At 74.8% G+C, this 23,448-nt stretch carries 25 protein-coding genes; 9 read left to right on the forward strand and 16 right to left on the reverse strand.

Annotation, left to right across the window (positions count from 1 at the left end):
* The first annotated feature begins 36 nt into the window (after positions 1–36).
* Complete coding sequence (locus tag V6U89_RS12845; protein WP_334571165.1) at positions 37–468, forward strand: hypothetical protein; 432 nt, start codon at positions 37–39, stop codon at positions 466–468.
* A 9-nt stretch (positions 469–477) separates the two neighbouring features.
* On the opposite strand, the gene V6U89_RS12850 is transcribed toward V6U89_RS12845, so the two are convergent.
* A complete protein-coding gene (locus V6U89_RS12850; RefSeq protein ID WP_334571167.1) occupies positions 478–1,854 on the reverse strand; it encodes an FAD-binding oxidoreductase in 1,377 nt (458 codons plus the stop codon).
* A gap of 92 nt (positions 1,855–1,946) precedes the next feature.
* Here V6U89_RS12850 and V6U89_RS12855 point away from each other — a divergent pair, with 92 nt between their 5' ends.
* The gene (locus tag V6U89_RS12855) at positions 1,947–4,043 is read left to right on the forward strand and encodes a S9 family peptidase (RefSeq protein ID WP_334571169.1); all 2,097 of its coding nucleotides are present in this window, start codon (positions 1,947–1,949) and stop codon (positions 4,041–4,043) included.
* 10 nt (positions 4,044–4,053) lie between these two features.
* On the forward strand, positions 4,054–4,257 hold the full coding sequence (locus tag V6U89_RS12860; RefSeq protein WP_334571170.1) for a hypothetical protein: 204 nt from the start codon (positions 4,054–4,056) through the stop codon (positions 4,255–4,257).
* Positions 4,258–4,270: 13 nt separating this feature from the next.
* On the opposite strand, the gene V6U89_RS12865 is transcribed toward V6U89_RS12860, so the two are convergent.
* The 6 genes from V6U89_RS12865 to V6U89_RS12890 form a co-directional block, all read right to left on the reverse strand.
* The gene (locus V6U89_RS12865; RefSeq protein ID WP_334571171.1) at positions 4,271–6,397 is read right to left on the reverse strand and encodes a bifunctional polysaccharide deacetylase/glycosyltransferase family 2 protein; all 2,127 of its coding nucleotides are present in this window, start codon (positions 6,395–6,397) and stop codon (positions 4,271–4,273) included.
* Positions 6,398–6,399: 2 nt separating this feature from the next.
* On the reverse strand, positions 6,400–6,819 hold the full coding sequence (locus V6U89_RS12870) for a hypothetical protein (RefSeq protein ID WP_334571173.1): 420 nt from the start codon (positions 6,817–6,819) through the stop codon (positions 6,400–6,402).
* Between the two features lie 94 nt (positions 6,820–6,913).
* Positions 6,914–8,437, reverse strand: coding sequence for an FtsX-like permease family protein (locus tag V6U89_RS12875; protein WP_334571175.1), 1,524 nt, complete (start codon positions 8,435–8,437; stop codon positions 6,914–6,916).
* On the reverse strand, positions 8,434–9,135 hold the full coding sequence (locus V6U89_RS12880; protein WP_334571177.1) for an ABC transporter ATP-binding protein: 702 nt from the start codon (positions 9,133–9,135) through the stop codon (positions 8,434–8,436). Before V6U89_RS12880 ends, V6U89_RS12875 begins: the two co-directional genes overlap by 4 nt.
* Positions 9,132–9,668 (reverse strand): PadR family transcriptional regulator, encoded by a 537-nt coding sequence (locus V6U89_RS12885; protein WP_334571178.1) that lies wholly within the window; start codon positions 9,666–9,668, stop codon positions 9,132–9,134. The genes V6U89_RS12880 and V6U89_RS12885 overlap by 4 nt, the downstream gene beginning before the upstream one ends.
* 52 nt (positions 9,669–9,720) lie before the next feature.
* Positions 9,721–10,287 carry a TIGR03086 family metal-binding protein gene (locus tag V6U89_RS12890; RefSeq protein ID WP_334571179.1) on the reverse strand — a complete coding sequence of 189 codons (567 nt, stop codon included), beginning with the start codon at positions 10,285–10,287 and terminating at the stop codon, positions 9,721–9,723.
* A 31-nt stretch (positions 10,288–10,318) separates the two neighbouring features.
* Between V6U89_RS12890 and V6U89_RS12895 the strand changes: the two genes are divergently transcribed.
* Positions 10,319–11,134 (forward strand): AraC family transcriptional regulator, encoded by an 816-nt coding sequence (locus V6U89_RS12895; RefSeq protein WP_334571180.1) that lies wholly within the window; start codon positions 10,319–10,321, stop codon positions 11,132–11,134.
* Positions 11,135–11,246: 112 nt separating this feature from the next.
* Here V6U89_RS12895 and V6U89_RS12900 read toward each other — a convergent pair whose 3' ends face one another.
* Genes V6U89_RS12900 through V6U89_RS12925 form a run of 6 tightly spaced genes read right to left on the reverse strand, consistent with a single transcriptional unit; the run spans position 11,247 to position 16,848 of the window.
* Positions 11,247–12,788 carry a SpoIIE family protein phosphatase gene (locus tag V6U89_RS12900; protein ID WP_334571181.1) on the reverse strand — a complete coding sequence of 514 codons (1,542 nt, stop codon included), beginning with the start codon at positions 12,786–12,788 and terminating at the stop codon, positions 11,247–11,249.
* A gap of 2 nt (positions 12,789–12,790) precedes the next feature.
* Positions 12,791–14,143, reverse strand: coding sequence for a sensor histidine kinase (locus tag V6U89_RS12905; RefSeq protein WP_334571182.1), 1,353 nt, complete (start codon positions 14,141–14,143; stop codon positions 12,791–12,793).
* Positions 14,140–15,156: a SpoIIE family protein phosphatase gene (locus V6U89_RS12910; RefSeq protein ID WP_334571225.1), complete on the reverse strand. Its 1,017-nt coding sequence runs from the start codon at positions 15,154–15,156 to the stop codon at positions 14,140–14,142. Before V6U89_RS12910 ends, V6U89_RS12905 begins: the two co-directional genes overlap by 4 nt.
* Positions 15,153–15,569 (reverse strand): ATP-binding protein, encoded by a 417-nt coding sequence (locus V6U89_RS12915; RefSeq protein WP_154940503.1) that lies wholly within the window; start codon positions 15,567–15,569, stop codon positions 15,153–15,155. The genes V6U89_RS12910 and V6U89_RS12915 overlap by 4 nt, the downstream gene beginning before the upstream one ends.
* Positions 15,566–15,988 carry an STAS domain-containing protein gene (locus tag V6U89_RS12920; RefSeq protein WP_334571184.1) on the reverse strand — a complete coding sequence of 141 codons (423 nt, stop codon included), beginning with the start codon at positions 15,986–15,988 and terminating at the stop codon, positions 15,566–15,568. The genes V6U89_RS12915 and V6U89_RS12920 overlap by 4 nt, the downstream gene beginning before the upstream one ends.
* Positions 15,988–16,848, reverse strand: coding sequence for an STAS domain-containing protein (locus tag V6U89_RS12925; protein ID WP_334571186.1), 861 nt, complete (start codon positions 16,846–16,848; stop codon positions 15,988–15,990). The genes V6U89_RS12920 and V6U89_RS12925 overlap by 1 nt, the downstream gene beginning before the upstream one ends.
* Before the next feature lie 159 nt (positions 16,849–17,007).
* Between V6U89_RS12925 and V6U89_RS12930 the strand changes: the two genes are divergently transcribed.
* On the forward strand, positions 17,008–17,364 hold the full coding sequence (locus V6U89_RS12930) for an STAS domain-containing protein (RefSeq protein ID WP_334571188.1): 357 nt from the start codon (positions 17,008–17,010) through the stop codon (positions 17,362–17,364).
* Positions 17,365–17,374: 10 nt separating this feature from the next.
* On the opposite strand, the gene V6U89_RS12935 is transcribed toward V6U89_RS12930, so the two are convergent.
* On the reverse strand, positions 17,375–18,700 hold the full coding sequence (locus V6U89_RS12935) for an MFS transporter (protein ID WP_334571190.1): 1,326 nt from the start codon (positions 18,698–18,700) through the stop codon (positions 17,375–17,377).
* 49 nt (positions 18,701–18,749) lie between these two features.
* Here V6U89_RS12935 and V6U89_RS12940 point away from each other — a divergent pair, with 49 nt between their 5' ends.
* From V6U89_RS12940 to V6U89_RS12955, 4 genes are all read left to right on the forward strand, one after another.
* Entirely contained in the window at positions 18,750–19,433 is a 684-nt protein-coding gene (locus V6U89_RS12940) for a FadR/GntR family transcriptional regulator (protein WP_334571191.1), read from the forward strand.
* Between the two features lie 39 nt (positions 19,434–19,472).
* Positions 19,473–19,946, forward strand: a complete 474-nt coding sequence (gene mscL, locus V6U89_RS12945) for a large conductance mechanosensitive channel protein MscL (RefSeq protein ID WP_334571192.1) — start codon at positions 19,473–19,475, stop codon at positions 19,944–19,946.
* 81 nt (positions 19,947–20,027) lie between these two features.
* Positions 20,028–20,285 (forward strand): hypothetical protein, encoded by a 258-nt coding sequence (locus V6U89_RS12950; RefSeq protein WP_334571193.1) that lies wholly within the window; start codon positions 20,028–20,030, stop codon positions 20,283–20,285.
* 29 nt (positions 20,286–20,314) lie between these two features.
* Positions 20,315–20,689: a hypothetical protein gene (locus V6U89_RS12955; protein WP_179802673.1), complete on the forward strand. Its 375-nt coding sequence runs from the start codon at positions 20,315–20,317 to the stop codon at positions 20,687–20,689.
* Positions 20,690–20,948: 259 nt separating this feature from the next.
* Here V6U89_RS12955 and V6U89_RS12960 read toward each other — a convergent pair whose 3' ends face one another.
* Complete coding sequence (locus V6U89_RS12960; RefSeq protein ID WP_334571195.1) at positions 20,949–22,322, reverse strand: benzoate/H(+) symporter BenE family transporter; 1,374 nt, start codon at positions 22,320–22,322, stop codon at positions 20,949–20,951.
* A 95-nt stretch (positions 22,323–22,417) separates the two neighbouring features.
* Entirely contained in the window at positions 22,418–23,446 is a 1,029-nt protein-coding gene (locus V6U89_RS12965) for a helix-turn-helix domain-containing protein (RefSeq protein ID WP_334571196.1), read from the reverse strand.
* Positions 23,447–23,448 lie beyond the last annotated feature (2 nt).

Genomic DNA, 23,448 nt, shown 5'->3' on the forward strand with positions numbered 1-23,448 from the left:
ACATCGCACGTACGTCGATGCGAGTACCGTGACCGCATGTCGGATGTCGCGGGTGTCAGCGAGGAACGCCGCCCGCGGGTCGGCGTCATCCTCACCGGGCACCTCGTGCTCGCCGGCGCGCTCGTCGTGCTGGTGGCGGCCTACCTGGGTCGGATGGCCAGTGCCGGGGTGGGCCCGGCGGACATGGTCACCGGCCAGTACGACCCGAAGGACATGGTGCCGTTCGGAATGAGCGGGGCGAACCCGTTCGCCTGGCTCTACCTGGCCGTGTCCCTGCTGTACTTCGCGGGAGTCGTGCTCGGGCCGGCGCTGGCCCTCTACACCGCGGCGGTGCTGGCGCGGGAGCGGGACCGGCTGCCGCCGCGCGCCCGGGCCCTGCTGCTCGCCGCGACCCTCACCACGCTCACGCTGACGGTGCTGCGTTTCACCCCGGCGCTGCACGACATGCAGCGCTGGTGGCTGGACTGACCGCCGGCGCTACAGCCCGCCGGGCAGGCGGCCCGGGGCGAGCCGGCGGTGCGGGTCGAGATGGTCCTTCGCCGCCCGGAGCCGGGGGATCACCGCCGCCTCGCCCCACACGTCGACGGCCTGCCGGACGGGCTCGGGCGCGTTGACCACCACGCACCGCCCCCGCCGGGCGAGCAGCACCCCGCGGACGGCGGCGAGGATCGAGGCGACCCGCTCGCCGGGCAGCGCCCCGGGCAGGGCCGCGTGCACCACGCCCAGGCCGGCGGAGCCGCGCACCGGGACCGGAGCGCCGGCCGCGTCCCGCAGCGCGTAGACCGCGGCGTGCAGGTCGGTGATCGGCACCTCGATGCGCAACGCGGTGTCGCCCGGCCCGAACGGGTAGCGCCGCCACCACGACGGGGCCGCGTCGAGCACGCTCGCCTGGCCCTCGAAGAGCGCCACCAGCCGCTCGGCCCGCTCGGTCACGTCGGCCGGACCCCCCTCCAGCAGGACCGCCAGGGTGCCGGCGCCGCCGCGCGCCGCCGGCTGCTCGCCCTGCCGCCCGGCCATCGAGGGGTGGTTGGCGCGGGCCGCCGCGAGCGACGGGTGCACCGGCCGGTGCGACCGGGACCCGGCGGCGGGCAGGTCGAGCTCGACGGCGGCCGGGGCGAGGCGGGCGGCGAGCACCGCGCACACGAGGTCGTGCACCTCCAGCGGCGTCCACACCGGCCGGGTCACCCAGACCCGGCTGGCCGGCACGGCCTGCACCCGCAGCGTGGCCGAGACCAGCACCCCGAGCCCGCCCTGCGAGCCGCAGAGCAGCCGGCCCACGTCGAGCCCGACCGGCGCCGGCCCGGCCGGCGGCTCGGCCGCGCCCGCGCTGACCAGCTCGCCGTCGGCGTCCAGCCAGCGCAGGCCGACCAGTTGCTCGCAGGCGGTGCCGTACCGGTGGCGCAGCGGGCCGGCCTCGTCGGCGGCGAGCACCCCGCCGAGGGTGGCGCCGGGCGAGGACGGATCCAGCGGCAGCCGCCGGCCGGTGCGCTCCAGGATGGACTGCACCGCGCGCAGCGGGGTGCCGGCGCCGATCTCGGCCACCGGCGAGCCGACCGGCTGGTGGCCGAGGCCGGCGAGCCGGCCGGTGTCGAGCATGACGTCGACCCGCGCCGGCGCCGCACCCCAGTCGATCTTCGTGCCGGCGCCCCGCGGCACCACGCTCAGGTCGTGCCGGGCGGCCAGCCGCAGCACCTCGGCGGCGGCCTCGGCGCCGCCGGGCACCGCCACCCAGCGGGCGGCCCGCCCGGCGACCTCGTCGGCCGCCCCGGCGAAGCGGGCGAAGGAGGGACCGCAGATCGCGGTGAGCCGTCGGGTGATCTCCATTGCGCCGGTGGATCGTGCTGCTGCCGCCATGCCGGTCATCGTACACATGTTCGAAAGACCTGGCGGCGGGTCGGGCGAAGAGGCCGGGTCGCGGGCGTTGCCCGGCCGGTAACGTGACGCCCGTGACCAAGAAGACCTCCGCGCCCGTCGCGAACCGGGTGCCCGCCGAGCGCACCCACCACGGCGACACCGTCATCGACGAGTACGCCTGGCTCGCCGCCAAGGACGACCCGGCGACGATCGCCCACCTGACCGCCGAGAACGCGTACACCGAGGCCCGCACGGTGCACCTGGAGGGGCTGCGCGCGGAGCTGTTCGAGGAGACCCGCCGGCGCACCCAGGAGACCGATCTGTCGGTGCCCAGCCGCAAGGGCGGCTACTGGTACTACACCCGCACGGTCGAGGGCCAGCAGTACGGCGTGCACTGCCGCCGGGCGGTCCGCGACGGCGAGACCGTCCCCCCGGTCAGCGCGGACGGCGCCCCGCTCGACGGTGAGGAGGTGCTGCTCGACGGCAACCTGATCGCCGAGGGGCACGACTTCTTCGCCCTCGGCGCGTTCGACGTCAGCCCGGACGGGCGCTGGCTGGCGTACTCGACGGACTTCGCCGGCGACGAGCGGTTCACCCTGCGGATCAAGGACCTGAGCACCGGCGAGCTGCTCGCCGACGAGGTGCCCGGCACCTTCTACGGCACCGCCTGGTCGGCGGACGCCTCGGTGCTCTTCTACGTCACCGTGGACGAGGCGTGGCGGCCCAACCGGGTGTGGCGGCACGCCGTCGGCACCCCGTCGAGCGAGGACGTGGTGGTCCACCAGGAGGACGACGAGCGGTTCTGGGTCGGCGTCGACCTGACCCGCTCCGAGCGCTTCGTGCTCATCGACATCCACAGCAAGGTGACCAGCGAGGTCCGGGTCGTCCCGGCCGGCAACCCCACCGGCGAGCCGGCGGTGATCGCCCCGCGCCGGCAGGGGATCGAGTACACGGTCGAGCACCACGGGCACCGTTTCCTGATCCTGCACAACGACGGCGCGGAGGACTTCGCGCTGGCGTACACCTCGGCGGACGCGCCGGGCGACTGGGTGCCGCTGATCGAGCACTCCCCCGGCACCCGACTGGAGTCGGTCGACGCGTTCTCCGACCACCTGGTCGTCTCGCTGCGCAGCAACGGCCTCACCGGCCTGCGGGTCATCCCGGTCGGCGACGGCGACCCGCACGACATCGACTTCCCGGAGCCGATCTACAGCGTCGGCCTGGACGCCAACCCGGAGTACCGCACCCGGGAGATCCGGCTGCGCTACACCTCCCTGGTCACCCCGGACTCGGTGTACGACTACGACCTCGTCACCCGGCAGATGGTGCTGCGGCGGCGCAAGCCGGTGCGGCCGGGGCCGGACGGGCGGGCGTACGACCCGGCCGACTACGAACAGCACCGCGACTGGGCGCTGGCCGACGACGGCACCCGGGTGCCGATCTCGCTGGTCTGCCGCGCCGGCACGCCCAAGGACGGCTCGGCCCCCTGCGTGATCTACGGGTACGGCTCGTACGAGGCCAGCATGGACCCGTGGTTCTCCATCGCCCGGCTCTCGCTGCTCGACCGGGGCGTCGTCTTCGCCGTGGCGCACATCCGCGGCGGCGGTGAACTGGGCCGGCGCTGGTACGACGAGGGCAAGCTGCTGGCCAAGAAGAACACCTTCACCGACTTCGTGGCCTGCGCCCGCCACCTGGTCAAGGCCGGCTGGACGGCAAGCGACCGGCTGGTCGCCCGGGGCGCCTCGGCCGGCGGGCTGCTGATGGGCGCGGTGGCCAACCTGGCCCCGGACGCGTTCGCCGGGATCGTGGCGCAGGTGCCCTTCGTGGACGCCCTCACCTCGATCCTCGACCCGTCGCTGCCGCTGACCGTCACCGAGTGGGAGGAGTGGGGCAACCCGCTCGCCGACCCGGAGGTGTACGCGTACATGAAGTCGTACACGCCGTACGAGAACGTGGCGGCCGTCGACTACCCGGCCATCCTCGCGGTGACCAGCCTCAACGACACCCGGGTGCTCTACCACGAGCCGGCGAAGTGGATCGCCCGGCTGCGGGCGCTCGCCCCGCAGGGCGACTACCTGCTCAAGACCGAGATGGGCGCCGGGCACGGCGGCCCGAGCGGCCGGTACGACTCCTGGCGCGAGGAGGCGTTCATCAACGCCTGGATCCTCGACAAGCTCGGCCGCGCCTGAGGCCGCCGGCTTGACCAGTCACGACGAGGGCCGAGCGGACGAGGAGCCGCCCGGCCCGAACGTACCGGCGCCGGGAGCGGAACCGGGCGCGGCCCGGCGCGGGCCGGCCTGGCTGATCGTCGGCGTGGTCGCCGCCACCCTGCTGATCTGCTGCTGCTCGGCGGTGGTCGGGCTGGTCCTCTCCTGGTCCGCCGGCCTCCTCGGCTCCCGCTGACCGCACCGCCCCGTCAGCGGGAGCGGCCGGGCGGGGCCACGCCGACCAGCGCCGCCGCCTCGCCGGTGCGGACCATCCGCTGCCAGCGCAGCCGGTTGCCGATCACCGCGGTGACCGCCGACTGCACCACCACCAGGTACATCACCTGCCGGTAGACCAGCTGCTGCAACGGCAACGCCCACAGTGGGCCGAAGCCCTCCCGGTCCAGGCGCAGCGCGTACGCGGCGGTCAGCCCCTGCAGCAGGAGCAGCCCCACCCAGGCCAGCACCAGCGTCGACCAGGGCAGGAAGAACAGGCCGTAGACGGCGAACACGTCGACCGCCGGGGCGGCCAGCGGCAGCACGATCTGGAACACCGTCAGGTACGGCAGGCCCCGCCGGCCCAGCTTGCCCCCGGCCCCCGCCTCGCGCAGGGCGTGCCGGTGCTTCCACATCGCCTGCATCGTGCCGTAGCACCAGCGGTAGCGCTGCCGCCAGAGCTGGCGCAGCGACGAGGGGGCCTCGGTCCAGGCGATCGCCGCCTCCTCGTACACCACCCGCCAGCCGGCCCGGAGCACCTGCATGGTCAGGTCGGTGTCCTCGGCGAGGGTGTCCGAGGGGACACCGCCGACGGCGAGCAGCACCTCGCGGCGGAACGCGCCGATCGCGCCGGGGATGGTCGGCATGCACTCCAGCACGTCGTACATCCGGCGATCGAGGTTGAAGCCGATCACGTACTCCAGGTGCTGCCAGCGGCCCAGCAGCCGACGCCGGTTGGCGACCTTGGTGTTGCCGGAGATCGCCCCGACGGTGGGGTCGGCGAAGCCCTGCACCAGCCGGTGCACGGTGTCCGGCTGGAAGACGGTGTCCCCGTCGACCAGCACCAGCAGGTCCGCCCGGGCGGCCCGGATGCCGGTGTTCAGCGCGGCCGGCTTGCCGGCGTTGGCCTGCCGGATGACCCGCACCCCGCGCAGGCCCATCCGCTCGACGATGTCGGCGGTGCCGTCGCTGGAGCCGTCGTCCACCACGATCACCTCCAGCGCCGGGTAGGCGCTGGCCACCAGCGACCGCACCGTCGCCGCGATGTTCGCCGCCTCGTTGTACGCGGGCACGATCACCGAGACCGGCGCGGTGACCGGCGGCCGGGGGTGCCGGGGGCGGCGTACCCGGCGGACGTGCAGCTGGGCGCAGGCCACCTGCACGGCGAGCCGGGCGACGCCGAGCACCAGTGCGACGGCGAGCAGGACGTTCATCGCGGTTGCCGCCCACTCGGCCCCGGTCTGGGTCCAGCGCAGCGCGTGGCCGCTCAGCCGGGTGCCGACGCCGGCCGGGACGGTCGACGGCGGCGCGTCGACGCCCGCCGAGACGGTGGTGAACCGGTAGCCCTGCTTCGACAGCCGGGTGAGCAGCTGGTCCACGGCCGCGACGGTCTGGCCGCGGTCACCGCCGCCGTCGTGCATGAGCACCACCGCGCCCCGCCCCGGCTGCGGGGTCGCGGCCCGGACGATCGCCGGTACGCCGGGGCGCTGCCAGTCCTTGGGGTCCAGGTCGGCGAGCACGGCCACATGCCCGCTGCCGGCGGCGGCGCGCAGCGCGTCGTACCCGGCGGCGGTCAGCGACCCGGTAGTGGACGAGAAGGGGGGCCGGAGCAGGGTGACCTCCCGGCCGGTGGCCGCGGCGATCGCCTTGCGGGTCAGCGACAGCTCCAGGTCGGCCCGCCAGCCGGAGACCGTGGCGAGGTCGGCGTGGGTGTAGGTGTGCGAGCCGAGTTCGTGCCCCTCGTCGAGGATCCGCCGGACCAGCTCGGGGTGCGCGTTGACCCGGGAGCCGACCACGAAGAAGGTGGCGTGTGCCTTGTGCCGGCGCAGCACGTCGAGCAGCTCAGGCGTCCATCGCGGGTCCGGCCCGTCGTCGAAGGTGAGCGCCACCGTGCGGTCCGGCATCCGCCGGCTGACCGGTTCGGGCTGGTCCAGCCGCAGCACCGGCCCGCCGTCGGTGACCGCCCTCGGCCCGGGCACGTCCGGGGCGGCGGACGGTCCGGAGCCGCCGGCGAGCCCGGTGACCAGCCCGTTGACGGTCAGCGCGGCGAGCAGCAGGAACAGGCCGAGCAGGAGCAGCACCCAGTGGGCCCGCGGGTCGCGGCGGGCGACGTGACGCGCCACGGTCAGTGCGGCTTGCCGGGCGAGCGGCTGGGCTTGCCGGTACGCCGCACGTCGCCCTGGCCGGGCACGCTGGCGGACGACTGGGGCCCCGGGCGTGCGGTCGTGGCGACGGGCGGACCGGCCGTCCGGGTGGGCGTCGGCGCGGCGGTGCTGGTCACCGGCGACGGTCGCGACGAGGCCGGGCTGCCCGGCTGACCCAGCTCCTCCGGGGTGTCCACGCCCGCCTCGATCGGTGGCCGCGCTCGGGGGTCGGTCCAGCCCGGCAGCGGGACGGTGCTGTCGCCGAAGAGCCCGGCCAGGATCAGCCCGATGCTGGTGAGCAGGCCGAGCCCCATCGCGGTGCCGGCGATCGTCATGAGCCGGCGCCGCTTTCCGGTCCGGTCGACGAACACCGGCGGCGCACCGCCCGGCTGGTTGTGCATCTGGTGATCTCCCTGCCCCGCCGCCTGCGGTTCCACCCCCGCTGGCGGGCTTCCGGAGTCACAAGCGCCGTGGCCGTACCCGGTGTTACACCCCTCAGGCCGTGCGCAACTCCTCGACCGCGCTGCTGGCCCGTAGGAAGAGCAGGCCGACCGCGACCGTCACCAGCACCGCGACCAGCGCACCGCCGCCGACCAGGGCCAACTGCCCCAGCGGTACGCCGGGCGTCACCGTCACCTCGGGCACCCATTCGGTCCGCAGGTACTGCGCGCGGGTCGCCGGGTCCGCGCAGAGCGATTCGGTGCCGGCGCAGTACTCGGTGGTGTAGCCGCCGCCGGTCACCCCGCGACCGGCGACGCCCCGACCGAGCAGCAGGCCCACGGTGAGCGCGAGACCCACCGCCGGCACCGCCGGGGCCAGCGCCTGCCAGGCGATCGACCGGGCCAGCGTCCCCCGGGGCACCCCGGTGGCGACCAGCGCCGCGTACGCCCGCCGTCGGGCGACGATCCCCTCGACCAGGGCGACGATCAGGCCACCGGCGGCGATCGCCATGGCCACGCCGACCGTCAGGTCGACCAGGTCCATCGTGCGCAGGTAGAAGCCGTCGGTGCCGCCACGGTCCTGGCCGGTGAGCCGTTCGACCTCGGCGTGAGCCTCGAACGAGGCCCGCATCCCGGCCGCGCCACCACCCACGATCACCGCGGCCAGCAGGGCGGCGAAGGTACGGCTGCCGGCCCACGGGTCGCTGGTCAACCGCCGGGACGCCAGCAGCGCGGCCGGACGCCGGGCGTACCGGTGCAGCAGCCGACCGGAGGTGTACGACAGCCAGCCCGTGCCGACCACCACCCCGGTCAGCGCGGCGAGCCCGCCCCCGAGCAGCAGCAGCGGCGGTAGCAGCAGCGGGGGTTCCCGGTGCTGGTCCTGATACCAGTCGAGCACCGGGTCCAGGGCGGCGAAGGCGGCGAGGCCGGCGACGATCAGCAGGCCGGCCCACGGCCCGGGCGCGCGTTCCCGGCGGACCTTGCGCACCACGCCGAACGGGGTGGCGGTGACCCGGCGCAGCAGCACCGCGCCGACCAGCGCCGCCGCCAGCGGCAGCCCGAGCACCACCGCCACGATCACTCCGGTGGCCGGGAGGACGTCGGTGGGGAGCGCGAGCTGCCCCCGCGCGTCCGGCTCGTCCAGCAGCCGCCGGCCGACGAGGAAGACGACCAGCCCGAGGAGGGTCCCGAGGAGGCTGGCCAGGCCGGTCTCCAGCACCGCGAGCCGGGTCACCTGGCCGGGCGTGGCCCCGGCCAGGCGCAGGGCGGCGAGCCGCCGGTCCCGGGCGGGCGCCCCGAGCCGGGCGCACTGCCCGGCCAGCGCCAGCACCGGGACGGTGAGCAGAAGCAGCGCGATCGCGGTGCCGCCGCGCAGGCCGGGCTCGCGGAGCAGGGCGTTGCCGTACTGCTCGGAGAGGTTGCGGCCGTCGCAGCAGCGCGGGGTGGGGATGGCGAGCACGGTGAGCGCGGCCAGGCCGGCGAGGGTGGCCAGGGCGGCGCTGAGCGCGGTCAGCGCCACCCGGGCGGTGTCGGTGCGGTTGCCGGCCAGGGCGAGCCGGAGCAGGACGGCGGGCCTCACCGGGCGCCGCCGGCGAACGGCAGGTCCAGCCCGAGCCCGCTGGCGTCGACCGCCCCGTCGCGGAGCATCACCTCCCGGTCGGCGTACGCGGCGATCCGCGGCTCGTGGGTGACGAGCACGACGCTGGTGCGCTGCTGCCGGGCGAGCCGGACCAGCTGGGTGAGCACCTGCTCGCCGCTGAGCGTGTCCAGCGCGCCGGTCGGCTCGTCGGCGAAGAGCACCCGGGGCTCGGTGACCAGGGCCCGGGCGGTGGCGCACCGCTGCTGCTGCCCGCCGGACATCTCGCCGGGCCGGACGTCGGCCACCTCGGCCACGCCGAGCCGGTCCAGCCAGCCGAGCGCCGCCACCCGCGCCTCTCGCCGCCCCGTGCCGGCGAGAAGCAGCGGGAGGGCGACGTTCTCCGCCGCGGTCAGCTCGGCGACGAGCTGGCCGAACTGGAAGAGCACCCCGAACTCGGTGCGCCGCAGCCGGGACCGGTCCGCCTCCGACCAGGTGTCGATCCGCTCGCCGCGCCAGACGACCTGGCCCGCGTCCGGGCGGAGGATCCCGGCCAGGCAGTGCAGCAGGGTCGACTTGCCGCAGCCGCTGGGGCCGGTGACGGCGACGATCTCGCCCTCGGCGACGTCGAGGGTGACGCCGCGCAGGGCGGGTGTCGGCCCGTACGCCTTCACCACGCCGCGAGCCTGGAGTTGCGTCACGAGTGCACCTCCCGGTGCCAGTCGGCGACCCGGTCCAGGGTGGTCCGCAGCCACCTCAGGTCGGCGTCGAGGTGGGCGATGGCGTAGTCGGCCGAGACCACGTCGTCGAGGGTGGCCGCGGGCGCCGTCTTGACGGCGGTGAGTTCGCGCAGCCGGTCGGTGTGCGCCCGCCCCTGCGCGACCAGGTACGACCGGGCGGCGCTCACGTCGGCGACCAGCAGCGCCACCACCACCTTGGCGAAGAGCGTGCTGGTGACGTACGGCGCGGGGGGCTCGACCGCGCCGAGCCACCGGTCCAGCGCCTCGCGGCCCTGGCCGGTGAGCTGGTAGGACGTGCGGTCCGGGCCGGCCTCGCGCTCCTGCCCGGTGGCGACGACCAGACCGTCGCGCGCCAGCCGGCCGAGGGTCGCGTAGACCTGCCCGAACGCCAGCGGCTTGGCCCGGGGCAGCCGGGCGTCGTGGGCACGCTTCAGCTCGTACCCGTGCCGGTTCCCGGCGGCGAGCAGCCCCAGCAGGACGTGCGACGTGGACACCGGGCCACTATTCACTCAGTGAATAGCTGATGTCAAGCGTCGTCGATGCGGTTCAGCGGCTCCAGGCCGGGTCACGGCCGGCGCGGCCGAGCAGGCGGTCCAGCTCGGTGCAGTCCGGGCCGGTCGCCACCTCCGGACCGAAGGCGCCCATCTGGCGGCCCATCGGGCCCATCTCGTCCAGGAACCGGTGACCGGCGGCGGTGACCTCGGGCGCCGGCTGGTACGGCTGACCGGTGGCCCGGGCCAGGTCCCAACCGTGCACGGCCAGGTCGATGATCCCCATCAGGCCGACCGTCTCCTGGGGCAGCCCCATGCCGGGCGAGGCGCCCTCCTCGGCGGCCGGGTCGGCCCACGCCTCGACCAGCCGGGCGGTCTCGTCGGCGAACCGGTCCCGCCACCCCTCGGTCAGGTGGTCCGTCTTCGCCGACCAGTCCACCTCGCGCCGCCGGGCGAGCGTCTGGAAGTTGACCACCACGTCGTACAGGTGGTTGGCCAGGTCCCGCACGGTGTAGTCCGGGCACGGCGTGGGCAGGTCCAGCTGATCGTCGGTGATCGCCCGGACCACCGCCACGGTTCGCGGTGCGGCGGCGGCCAGCAGATCGCTAGTCTTCGTTCCCATAGGGCCAGCGTACGAAGGCGGTCTTGAACGAATGCGACAGCCACGCGGGGACAACCGGGGCATCCTCGACCCGGAACGGCTGCGCCGGGAGGTGCGGTTCCGCCGACACCTGCCGGGCCCGGCGCTGCGCCGCTGGGTCGAGCACTACTGGCTGATCGACTGGGCGCTGAGCGCGCCGTTCGCCCAGCAGCTGGTGCCGCACCCGGCGGTCAACGTCGTCTTCCAGCAGTCCGAGGGCGGCCCGGAGACCGCCGAGATCGCCGGCGTCGGGCAACGGCTCTTCTCGATCACGCTGACCGGCACCGGCCGGGTCAGCGGGATCCAGTTCCGCCCGGGCGGCTTCCGGCCGTTCTGGCGACGCCCGGTCGCCGAACTGACCGGCGAGCGCCGCCCGCTCGCCGAGGTCCCCGACGCCGCCCGGGCCGCCGCCGCCTCCCCGGCAGACAAGGGCCACTGCGCGGGTACGGACACCGAGCGCCGCCGCGCGCTGGACGCCTTCCTGACCGCCTGGGCGCCGGAGCCGGACCCGGCGGCGACCGAGGCGATGACGCTGGCCGAGGCGATCCGCACCGACCGCGGTGTGCTGCGGGTGGACGACCTCGCGCGCCGGCACGGCATCTCCACCCGACGGCTGCAGCGCCTCTTCCTGGACCACGTCGGGGTCGGTCCGAAGTGGGTGATCCGCCGCTACCGACTCCAGGAGGCGATCGAGCGGGCCGCCGAGGGGCCGCCCGACTGGTCCGCGCTCGCCGCCGACCTCGGCTACAGCGACCAGGCCCATCTGGTCCGCGACTTCACCGCCGTCACCGGCGTCTCCCCCACGGCCTACGTCCGCTCCCTGCGCTGACCCGACCGCACCCCCGCCGGAGACCCGACCCCGCAGCCACACCACACCTCACCCACCGTCACTGCACCCGCACCCCCACAGGCCAACCTGCGTGCCGGGACGAGCCGTGCGGTCAGCGGCGGCGGCGGACGGCCACCACGGCGACGTCGTCCTGGATCTCCGGCGGGGCCAGCTCGACCAGCAGGCGGTGACAGAACCGGTCGAGGTCGTCGTCCACCCGGGCGGCACACGCGGCCAGCGCGGCCAGGCCCTCGTCGATGGTGGCGTCCCGACGCTCGATCAGGCCGTCGGTGTAGAGCACCAGCGTCGCGCCGGCCGGCAGGACGAACTCCAGGTCGTCGGGGCGCTCGGCCCGTACGCCCAGCAGGGGCGCCGACTGCTGGACGAAGTCCACCCGACCGTCGACGCTCACCAACGCCGGCAGGTGCCCGGCGCTGGCCAGCCGGATCCGACCGCTGGGCGGGTGCAGCAGCAGGATGCAGAGGGTGGCCAGCTCGTTGCGGAGCAGCGTCCGCATCAGCTCGTTGAGCCGGTCCAGGATCACCCCCGGCTGATGCCCCTCCACCGCGTACGCCCGGACGGCGTGCCGCAGCTCGGCCATCACCGTGGCGGCGTGCAGCGAGTGGCCGGCCACGTCACCGATCGCCACCAACAGGTGGCCGTCGAGCATCACCAGCTCGTAGAAGTCGCCGCCCACCTCGGTCTGCGCGCTGGCCGGCTCGTACCGGACGGCCAGGTCCAGTCCGGCGACCTCGGGCAGCCGCCGGGGCAGCAGGCTCCGTTGCAGGGTGACGGCGATCCGGTGCTCCTCGTCGAACGACCGCTGCGCCTCCACCGCCGCGGCGACCGCCTGGGAGAGCTGCACCAGCACCGGCGTGCGCGCGGTCTGGGTCGCGGTCGGCACCACCACGTAGAGCGGAGCGCGGTCCTCGCGCAGCCGGGCGGCGGCCACGGTCACCGTGTCCCCCGCCGGCCAGGGCACCAGGCCCCACTCGGCCGGATCGTTCACCCGCACGGTGGACCCGGTCGGCACGCCGGTGTCGTCCACCACCCAGGGCACGATCGTCGGCTTCGCGCCCGGCCCGGCGGCGATCCCGGCCAGGCAGTCGCCGTCGAAGGTCTCGGCGATCACCGCCGCCGGGCTCTTGAAGATGTCGGCCGCGCCCGCGGCCGCCGCCTCCAGCAGGCGGGCGAAGTTCGGGGCGGCGTGCACCGCGACGGTGGTGTCGGCCAGCCCGGTGAGTCGCTCGGCGAGCAGCTCCGCGCGCTGCCGCGCCTGGTAGTAGCGCAGCACCGCGTGGGCGGTGGCGACCAGTTCCTCCGGCTCGATCGGCTCGGCCAGGTAGGCGTCCGCGCCCCGGGTCAGCCCCTGCGCCCGGTCCACCACGTCGACCGCGTGCGCGGACACGTGGATCACCGGCAGCGCCGGGTGGTCCGCCTTGATCCGCTCGCAGACGTCGAAGCCGCTCATGTCGGGCAGCCGTACGTCGAGCACCACCAGGTCGATCGGGTCCGTCGCGACCCGTTCCAGCGCCTCGGTGCCGGTCTCCGCCTCACGGACCGCGAAGCCGGCTCGGGTCAGCCAGCTGACCAGCAGGTATCGCTTGGTGCGACTGTCGTCGACCACCAGCACCGTCGCCTGGTCGCCGACCATCGTCAGGCCCCGCTCGCCGGTAGGACGACGGTGAAGGTGCTGCCCCGGCCGGGCTCGCTGGTCAGCTCCAGCGTCCCACCGAGCAGGGTCACCAACCGCCGCGCGTACGGCAGGCCGAGGCCGGTGCCGCCGACCCGGCTGGCCCCCGGCACCTGGTAGAACTCCTCGAAGATCCGTTCGTGCAGCTCGGGGGGGATGCCGACGCCGGTGTCGGAGACCGACAGGCGCCACCGCTCGTCGTCCCGCTGCGCGGTCATCCGTACCTCGCCGCGCTCGGTGAACTTGAGCGCGTTGTGCAGCAGGTTGCGCAGCACCTGGGAGAGCAGCACCTCGTCCGAGCGGAGCACGGCCGGCGCCTGCGGCTCCTCCACCACCAGCTCGACGGCCGACCGGTTGGTCAGCGCCCGCAGGGTGCCGCGCAACTGGCCGAAGACCGCCCGCAGGTCGACGTCGGCCCACTCCGGCTCGATCCGCCCGGACTCCGCCTTGGCCAGATCCAGCAGGGCGTTGACCAGGGAGAGCAGGTCGGCCGCCGAGGCCCGGATCAGCTCCACCTGCTCGGACTGCTCGGGGGTGAGCGGGTCGGAGGCGGTGTCGGTGAGCAGCCGCCCCAACCCGATGATCGCGGTCACCGGGGCGCGCAGCTCGTGGCTGACGTTGGCCAGGAAGCGGCTCTTCGACTCGCTCGCCGTCCGCAGCTGCGCCGACTTCTCGTCCAGCTCGGCGTAGAGCGCCACCACGCCGCGGTTGGTCTCCTCCAGCTCCTCGGAGAGCTGGGTGTAGAGCGCCATCACGCCCCGGTTGGTCTCCTCCAGCTCGGCGTTGAGCACCGCCAGCTCGTCGCGCTGGCTGCGGACCTCGTCCAGGGCGGCGATGAGCTGCTCGTTCTGGGTGGCGAGCTCGTCCAGGGCACTGCCGGGCGCGCTGTGCCCGAGCTCGGCGCGCAGCTCGGCCAGCCGCGCCTCGGTCAGCGCCTGGGCGGCGGCCGGGACACGTCGGGACATCCTCACGACCGTATCCCCCTCCTCGCTGGTCACCCCCAGGGTGTCCACCAAACGCGCCACCGCGCCCGACTGCGGCTCGTACCGGCCGCCGGGCAGAGGGCTGGCCGGGGTGAGGTCGACGCGCAGCGCGCTTCGACCGTCCCGACCGTGCACCACGTGGAAGGCGACGTCCGCGCCGCCGACGGTACGCAACAGGTCACGGGCGACCTCACTGAGCGCGGTGGCGAGCCGGACCTGGTCCTGGTGCTCCAGACCGACGGCGGCGGCGACCTCCCGGCCGCGTTGGCGGACGAGGAAGATGTCCTGCTCCACCCGCAGCGCCATCAGCAGCAGCGGCTCGCCGGCGCTCATGCCGGTGTCCTCGCCGCCAGGACGCAGGCGTCGTCGCGGCGGACGCCGGCGTCCCGCAGCAGGGTCGCGGCGAGCACCAGCGGAGATCGCCCGGTCAGCCCGGGGTAGTCGCCGATCCGCCACCGGTCGACCACGCCGTCGCTGTGCATGACCAGGGTCGCCTCCGGCGGGAAGGCGTAGTCGTACTCCCGGACGGACGGTCGCTGATGCCCGGCGATGCCGGGCAGCGAGACCAGGCCCCGCCGCTCGTCGGCGGCCCCGAGCACGACGCCGGTGATGTTGCCGAGCCCGGCGTACCGGAGCACGCCGGCCGACGGGTCCAGCTCGGCCACGGCCAGGGCCGCGCCCCGGGTGTGTGTCATCGCGCGGTGGAGGTGCTGCACCACGGTTGCGGGCGGGGCGGCCGGCGCGGTACGGAAGGCGGCCACCGCGGCGTCGGCGGCCGCGCCCGCCAGCGCCCCGTGCCCGAGGCCGTCGCAGACCAGCACCTGGTACCGACCCTCGGCCACCCGTACGGCGTGCCCGTCGCCGCTGACCTGCTCCCCGCTGATCGGCCGGGTCAGCCCGGCCGCCCAGTCGGGACGCAGCGGCGCGGCCTTCGGCCAGACCTGCACGGCGAGGACGGTGCCCTTGCCGGGCCAGGACCAGGCGTCGTACCAGCTGGCCTGGCGGCTGATCGCGCCGAGGCCGATGCCGAGGGTGCCGGTGGTGGAGTGGCCGTCCCGGGAGGAGACGGTCAGGTCCGTCATGCCGGGGCCGGAGTCGATCGCGACCAGCTCCACGCCGGCGTGGTCGCCGTCGCGGACCGGCCGCAGCAGCAGCAGTCCTTCCTCGGCGTGCTTGACCAGGTTGCTGGTCAGCTCGGCGGCGACGATGGCGAGCTCGGCGACCCGGTCGGGGTGCAGGCCGAGCTGCTCACCGAGGCGTTCGGCGGCCCGCCGCACGGAGCTGGCGGCGCTGCTGTTCTCGACCCGGAACCAGCTGCCGGGGTCGGGAACAGCGTGGGTGATCACCGGGACCACTTGGTGACGGTGATCCGGGTGCCCTCGCCGACGACGGTCTGGATGTCGAAGTCGTCGACCAGGCGTCGGGCCCCGCTGAGGCCCAGCCCGAGGCCGCCGCCGGTGGTGTAGCCGTCGGTCAGCGCGAGGTCGAGGTCGGGGATGCCGGGGCCGGTGTCGGCGAAGACCACCCGTACGCCCCGGCGCCGGCCGTCCTCGACCACCGTCACCTCGGCACCGCCGCCCCCACCGTAGATCAGCGTGTTGCGGGCCAGCTCGCTGGCCGCGGTGACGAGCTTCGTCTGGTCGACCAGGGAGAGCTTGGCGGCCACCGCGACGGTACGCACCAGCTGCCGGACGCGGACGACGTCCTCGTCGCTGCCGATCGCCTGTTCCTTCGGGCCCAGGTCGACGCCCGCGGTCATGGTGATGTCGCCGCCGTTCCTGACTCCACGTCCTCCGGATCGTCGTCGAACCCGAGGTCGTCGTCCGCCCGGCTCGCCGCGATCAGCTCCATGCCGCGCTCGACGTTCAGCGCGGTCCGGATGCCGTGCAGCGACAGGCCCAGTTCGACCAGCGTGATGGCGACCGCGGGCCGCATCCCGACGACCACCGTCTCGGCGTCGAGCACCTTGGAGATCGAGGCGATGGTGGAGAGCATCCGCCCGACGAAGGAGTCGACGATGTCCAGCGCCGTGATGTCGATGATCACGCCGTGCGTGCCGGTGGCCACGATCCGCTCGGCCAGGTCCTCCTGGAGGGCGACGGCCGTCTGATCGGACATGTCGATCTGGATGGAGACCAGCAGGATGTCGCCGATCTTCAGGATCGGCACCCGCTCCATCACGCCTCCCGGCGCGGGTGGCGGCGAGCCGTCTCGACGCCGGTGAGCCGTAGCACGTGCCGCAGCGCGTCGGCGAGGCTGGCCTTGGTGGCGATGTCCCCGAACTCGATGCCGAGCGCGACGATGGTCTGGGCGATCTGTGGCCGGATGCCGGAGATGATGCAGTCGGCGCCCATCAGCCGGGCGGCCACCACCGTCTTGAGGATGTGCTGGGCGACCTGCGTGTCGACGGCCGGCACACCGGTGATGTCGATGATCGCGTACGGCGAGCCGGTGTCGACCAGGGTCTGCAGCAGCCGCTCCATCACCACCTGGGCGCGCGCCGAGTCGAGCGTGCCGACCAGCGGCACGGCGACCACGCCGTCCCAGATCTTGACCACCGGGGTGGAGAGTTCGAGCAGCTGCTCGGCCTGGTCGGCGATCAGGCCCTCGCGGGCCTGCACGTACGTCTCGAAGGTGGACAGGCCCATCTGGTCGACCACGTCGTTGAAGGCGAGGACGTCGCGCAGCGACAGCTTGCCGTCGGCGCCGTCGGCCAGCTCGACCAGCACCTCTTTGAGCGCGTAGATGCTGACCGCGGTCTCGGTGGCGGAGAAGCCCTGCCGGGCCCGGTTGCGCGACAGCTCACCGAGCACGGCCCGCAGTTCGGCGGCCGACTCGGAGGAGATGTCCGCGAGCCCTCGGGCACCCGCATTGATCATGCTACGGTGCAGCTCCTGCACCTGAAGGCGCAGTTCCGCCTGGCTGAGCCGGCCACGCAACGAGGTCGCGACCAGCTCGGTCCAGCGCTGGACGATCCGCTCGGCATGCTCAGTAAGCAGGCCGGCGAGCCGGTCACCCTCTTCCCTGGTCATCGCCATGGTTACCTCCTCTGAGCTGGGCCGGCCGGACTCTATCACCGCCGACCGGCGCGGTACTTGCCACGAGGCAAAGAAATGATCAGGCACACCTGATCCCGCTCCCGTTCTGCGTGTTCCCGCCTTCGTGGGATACCGTTCCACCGATAACAGGAGGTCCGAATGTCCTTGACGGTGCACACGGAACAGCGCGGCGACGTGGTCGTCGTCTCGGTCGCGGGCGAGCTCGACATGGCGACCGCACCGCAGCTGCAGGACCAGATCACCGACCTGCTCGACAAGGGCCGCAGCCGTCTCGTGTTCGACCTGGCCGACGTGTCGTTCTGCGACTCGACCGGCCTGTCGGTCTTCGTGCGCGCGAAGAACAGCTGCGACGAGGCCGGCGGCGAGGTCCGGCTGGCCGCCCCGCAGCGCGGCGTGCTGCGCATCCTCGAGGTCAGCGGTCTGGTCGAGGTGCTGCACACGTACCCCACGGTCGAGCAGGCCGTGACGGGCGATCCGACACCGGCCTCCTCCTGACCGATTCCCCTCAGCGCTCGTCCTCGATGAAGCGGGGACGAGCGATCACCATGCCCGCGGTCGTCTGCACGACCAGCGCGGCGACCAGGAACCCGAGCGGGGCCGTCCAACCCCCGGTCGCCTCGTAGAGGATGCCGACCAGCAGCGGCCCGAGGGCCGCGATCACGTACCCGGTGCTCTGCGCGAAGGCGGACAGCGCCACCGTGCCCTCGGCGGTCCGGGCGCGCAGGCCGATGGTGGTCAGGATCAGCGGGAACGCGCCCTGACCCAGGGCGAGCAGCAGGACCCAGAGCGGCGCGAGGCCGTGCGGCGCCACGGCCAGACCGAGGTACGCGGCCGCGGAGAAGGCGGTCAGCGCCAGCACCAGCGGTCGTAGCGTCCGCAGCCGGCCGGCCAGGGTCGGCATTCCCAGCGCGACCGGCACGCCGAGCGCGGTCACCCCGGCCAGCAGCAGTCCGGCGGCCTCGGGGCGGTAGCCGGCGTCGCGGAAGAGCTGGGCCAGCCAGCCCATGATCGCGTATCCGCTGAGCGACTGCGCGCCGAAGTAGACCGCCATGGCCCAGCCGAGCCGGGTGCGTTCCGGCCGGATCCGCACCCGCGGGGCGGGGGCCGCCGTCGGGGCCGCGGCCCGCCGGGCGGCGCGGGCCCGCAGCGCCAGCGGCACCCACGGGAGTACGGCCACCGCAGCCAGCCCGGCCCAGACGCCGAGCCCGGCCCGCCAGGAGCCGAAGGCGTGCGCGACGGGCACCGCGGAGGCGGCGGCCACCGTCGTGCCCACCGTCAGCGCCATCGTGTACGCCCCGGTGACCAGCCCGGTGCGGTGCGGGAAGTGCTGCTTGACCAGCATCGGCAGCAGGATGTTCGCCACCGCGATGCCGGCCAGCGCGAGCGCGCTGGTGAGCACGAAGACCAGCGCGGAGTCGGTGACCACCCGGAGCACCTGCCCCACGGTGAGGGCGAGCATCGCCACCACCAGCACCCGGGCCGGCGGGTAGCGGCGGACCAGCCACGGGGTGAGCGCGCCGAGCCCGGCGAAGGCGATCGTCGGCAGGGTGGTGACGAAACCGGCCATCGTGCCGGAGAGCGCGAGTCCGGTGCGTACCTCGTCGAGGAGGGCACCCAGGCTGGTCACCGCGGCGCGGAGGTTGAGCGCGACCAGGAGCATCCCGACCAGCACCAGCGCACCGCCGCGGGCTGCCGAGGGCCGGCCGGCCGAGGGCGCGACGGCGGCCGGCGCGGGCCCCGGCGACACGTCGACGGTGGGCGCGCCCGGGTCGGCGACGGACCGGTCGGCGGCGGGCGCCTCGGCCTCGGTGCAGGTGGGTGGCGGGGTCATGACCTCGAACCTACAATCATGGGATGAATTTCGGCAGCAGGTGTAACCGGTGACACCCACCGTCGATTCCGTCGCCGTGCCCCCGCGCGGCCACCGGGTACGCCAGACGATCGAGCAGCTCAGGGAGCGGATCCTCGGCGGCGAGTGGCCGGTCGGCGGGCGGATCCCGACCGAACCGCAGCTGGTCGCCGCGCTCGGGGTGGGGCGGAACACCGTCCGCGAGGCGGTCCGCGCACTGGTGCACGCGGGAGTGCTGGAGTGCCGGCAGGGTTCCGGGACGTACGTGGTCTCCACGGACGAACTGGCCCCGGTGGTGGCCCGCCGGCTCACCGACGACCGGATGGCCGAGGTGATCGAGGTCCGGCGCGCCTTCGAGGTGGAGGCCGCCCGGCTGGCCGCGCTGCGGCGTACCCCCGAAGACCTGGCGGCGCTCGACGGGGCGCTCGCCACCCGCGAGGCCGCCTGGCGCTCGGGCCGGGTGGCGGAGTTTGTGGAGGCCGACGCGGCGCTGCACACCGCGGTGGTGGCCGCCGCCCACAACGGCATGCTCGCCGAGCTCTACGCCTCGGTCGGCACGGCGCTGCGCAGCACGGTCGCCCACGCCATGGGGGACGCGCTGGAGCCCGAGCGGTACGTCGACCACGGTCGACTCGTCGCCGCCATCTCCGACGGCGATCCGGGCCGCGCGGCGATCGAGGCCGGTGCTTTTCTGGAACCGCCCTCCGGGGCATAGGTTGTCCCGGACGCAGAATCGGACAGCACGGGAGTGCGGATGCTCAAGGGCTTCAAAGACTTCATCATGCGCGGCAACGTCGTCGACCTCGCGGTCGGTGTCGTCATCGGTGCCGCGTTCACGGGCGTGGTCACGCAGCTGACCAAGTCGTTCCTGGAACCACTGGTCCGGGTGTTCATCGCGCTGCTCACGGGCAGCAAGAACGGCCTGACCGGGTCCACCCCGACCTTTCGGGAGATCCCGTTCGACTGGGTGGCCTTCGTCAACGCCCTGATCACCTTCCTGCTCACCGCGGCGGCGCTCTACTTCCTGGTCGTCTTCCCGATGAATCGGCTCGCCGAGCGGCGTCGGCGGGGCGAGGAGCCGCCGCCGAAGGCGCCCAGCGAGGAGGTCAAGCTGCTGACCGAGATCCGGGACGCCCTGGTCGCCGGCGGGCACACCACCCCGGCGCAGCAGCGGGGCGCGCTCGACGACGTGCTCGGTCGACGTACGGAGCCGCCCACGCCGCGCTGACGCGACCGCATGCACATCGGCCCCTGTGGGAATCCCACAGGGGCCGCCCCGTGTCGCACACATGTTCGATAGAGTCCGGCCATGGAACAGCGCAAGCACTGGTGGAACGGCAAATGGGGGCGACTGGCCCGGCGGGACGTCTTCCTCCGGGTGGACGCCGACCGCTGGCACGTCGAGCAGCGGGCCGGCGGCGCGGAGGGTGTCTCCCAGTTCTACGAGTACGGCAGCGCGGAGGAGGCCGAGGAGACCGTCCGGGCCCTGCTGGAGGGGACCGACGGCTGGCGGGAGCTCTCCCCGCGCCCGCCGAGCGCCTGGGCCCCGCCGAGCGGCGGCGTTTAGCGGCGCGCCGGCCCGGGAACCGCCCGGGAATGAAGCAGCAGGGCACCGAGCAGCAGGCGGCCATCTCCCGGGTCACCACAGGCATGCGGGTCATCGACACGGCCGGCGTCGAGGTCGGCACCGTCGACCTCGTGCAGCGGGGTGACCCGAACGCGGTGACCGTGCAGGCGCCGACCGCCGACCCGGGCGGCAGCCTCGACGAGCTGATCGAGTCGGCCGCGGTGGAGGAGCCGGACGTGCCCGCCGACCTCGCCGCCCGGCTGCTGCGTACCGGCTACCTCAAGGTCTCCACCGAGCTGGCCCGCACCGGCGCGGTCTACGTGCTGGCCGACCAGATCGCCGCCGTCACCGACGGCCAGGTACGCCTCGGCGTCGGCGTCGGCGACCTCCCCCCGGAGGAGTGACCGCCCACTCGCGGCGACGGCGGGGACGTGCCGACCGACCGGGCCTCGGGCTCGCGTCCGCCACCACAGGTGTGGTCGACGCGCTGTCGACCTGATGACGCGAACGACTCAAGGCCGGTCTCCGGCACCCAACACCCGGTGAGTCGTCTACGTCATCAGATCGACAGCGAGTTCGGTAGGCACCCGGCACCCGAGGCCGCCCCGCCCGACACACCAGCATCTCCGGCGCGGTTGCGGGTGCTGGCGGTGGACGTGACGGTCAACGCCTCGTGACCTCGCCGCCGGCCTCGGCCGGCGCGGCCGGATCCGACCCGCTCCCGTCCGACCCGAACTGACCCGATCCGGTCTGGGCCGAGCCGGCCTGGCTGACCTCACCCGATCCGTTCTCAGCGCGTGGCCGAGTTCGTGCGGCAGCACCGAGCCGAGCAGCCGCGCGGGAGGGTGCCGGCACCGTGGCCGGGGTGGACGGGCCGGCCGGCGGCGACGCGGCACGCCGGCGGAAGAGCAGCAGCATCAGCCAGCCGGCGAGCAGGCCCCAGAACGCGCCGGCCACCCCGAGCAGGCTCACCCCCGACGCGGTGACGACGAAGGTCACCACCGCCGCCTCCCGGCTCTCCGGCTCGGCGACCGCCGCGGCGACCGCCGCGGCCAGCGCGCCGAGCAGCGCCAGCCCGGCCACCGCCTCGATCAGCACCGGCGGGGAGAGCAGCACCAGCGCGGTCGCCACCCCCGCTCCCAGCCCGAGCAGCGCCAGCCCCAGGCCGGCGGTGACCGAGGCGATCCAGCGCCGCTCCGGGTCCGGGTGGGCGTCCGGTCCGGCCGCCAGGGCGGCGCTGATCGCCGCGAGGTTCACCGCGTGCCCGCCGAGGGCCGCGCCGAGCGCGCTGGCCAGCCCGGTCACCCGCAGCGCCGCGTTCAGCGGCGGCTGGTAGCCGTAGCCGCGCAACACCGCCGTACCGGGGACGTTCTGGGCGGCCATGGTGACCAGGAAGAGCGGCAGCGCCAGCCCGACCAGCGCGGGCACGGTGAACGCCGGCGCGGTCAGCTCGACCACCGGCCGGAACCCGCCGATGCCCCCGGCCGGCGAGGTGAGCGCGATCGTCACCGCGGCCACCACCAGCGCCGCCGGCACGGCCCAGCGCCGGGCGAACCGGTGCAGCACCAGCCAGGTGACGATCACCGGTACGGCCAGCCGGGGCACCTCGACCAGCGCCCGCACCGGGGCGGTGCAGAGCGGCAGCAGCACTCCGGCCAGCATCGCCGCCGCCACCGGGCCCGGGATCGCGGCGACCGCCCGACCGAGCACGGGAAAGAGACCGGCGGCCACGATGAGCACCCCGCAGAGCAGGAACGCGCCGACCGCCGCGGGCCAGCCGCCGGGGACCGGGCCGGTGGCGACCAGCAGCGCCGCGCCGGGGGTGGACCAGGCGATCGCGATCGGCATCCGGTGCCGCAGCCCCAGCCAGAGGGCGCAGAGCCCGGACGCCACGCTGACCGCGAGCAGCCCGGAGGCGGCCTGGGCCTCGTCCGCCCCGACCGCCCGCAGCCCCGCCAGCACCACCGTGAACGAGCTGGCGAAGCCGACCAGGGCGGTCACCACGCCGGCCAGCACCGGTTGCAGCCGTCCCGCCATCCCCGCACCCCCCGTCGTCGCGGCCACCCTAGCGGCGGCCATCAGCGGGCTCCCGCCCGTCCACCGTGCCCGCCTACGAGGCGGGAGCGGACCGCTCAGCCCAGCGGGCGGGTCGGGACGCGGTGCCGTACCGCCCACAGCGCCGCCTCCGTGCGTGACGCCGAGCCCGTCTTGCGCAGCAGATTCGACACGTGCACGGTGACCGTGCGGACCGAGATGCCGAGGGCGCGGGCCGCCTGCTTGTTGGACATCCCGGCGACCAGGCAGCCGAGCACCTCCACCTCCCGGCCGGTCAGCTCGGCGTCGGGCGGGGCGGCCGGGCGGGGCGCCGGCGGCCGCAGGTGCTCCGGCAGCGGCCGCTCGGCCAACGCCTCGAGGCCCCGGCCGGCGTGCGCGGCGAGCAGCTCGGTGAGCGCGAACGGGTTGCCGCCGGTGCGCCGCCAGACGGCGGTGGCGATCCGGTCGGCGGGGCGGGTGCCGTCGTACACCTGGGCCAGCACCTCGGCCACCTCGGCCACCCCGAGCGGGCCGAGGTGCTGGCGCACGGCGCCGCGTACCCCGCAGAGCCGGGACAGGACGCGGACGGCGAGGTCCGGCGCGACCGCGTCGGCCGGCGGCCGGCTCGCCACCACCAGCAGGGCCGGCAGGTCACCGGCGGTGGCCAGCTCGCCGACCAGGTTGAGGCTGGCCGGGTCGAGGGCGTGCAGGTCCTCCACCACCAGCACGGCCGGGCCGGCGCCGACCAGCCGCCGGACGGTCCGCACGGCCAGCCGCAGCAGGGTGCCGGGGGCGTAGCGCTCGCGCGGCGCGGTGGGCTGCTGGGCGAGCCAGGCCAGCGCATCCGGCGGGAGATCGAGACCGCTGGTGTCGCGGCCGCTGAGCACCGCCGCCAACCAGTCGTACGGGGCGGGGTCGTGCAGCCGCGCGGCGCCGGACAGGACCACCGCCGGGCGGGGCGAGAAGCCCTCCACGGCCGCCGCGACCAGCAGACTCTTGCCCACCCCGGCCGCCCCGGTGATCACCGTGACGGCGGGCGACGGACGGCCCGCGTCGACCACGGTGGACCACGCCCGGTCGAGCTCGGCACGCTCGCCGGCGCGTCCGACCATGGACACCGGCATCATTT

It is taken from the genome of Micromonospora sp. CPCC 206171 (assembly GCF_036906755.1).
Taxonomy (GTDB): domain Bacteria; phylum Actinomycetota; class Actinomycetes; order Mycobacteriales; family Micromonosporaceae; genus Micromonospora; species Micromonospora purpureochromogenes.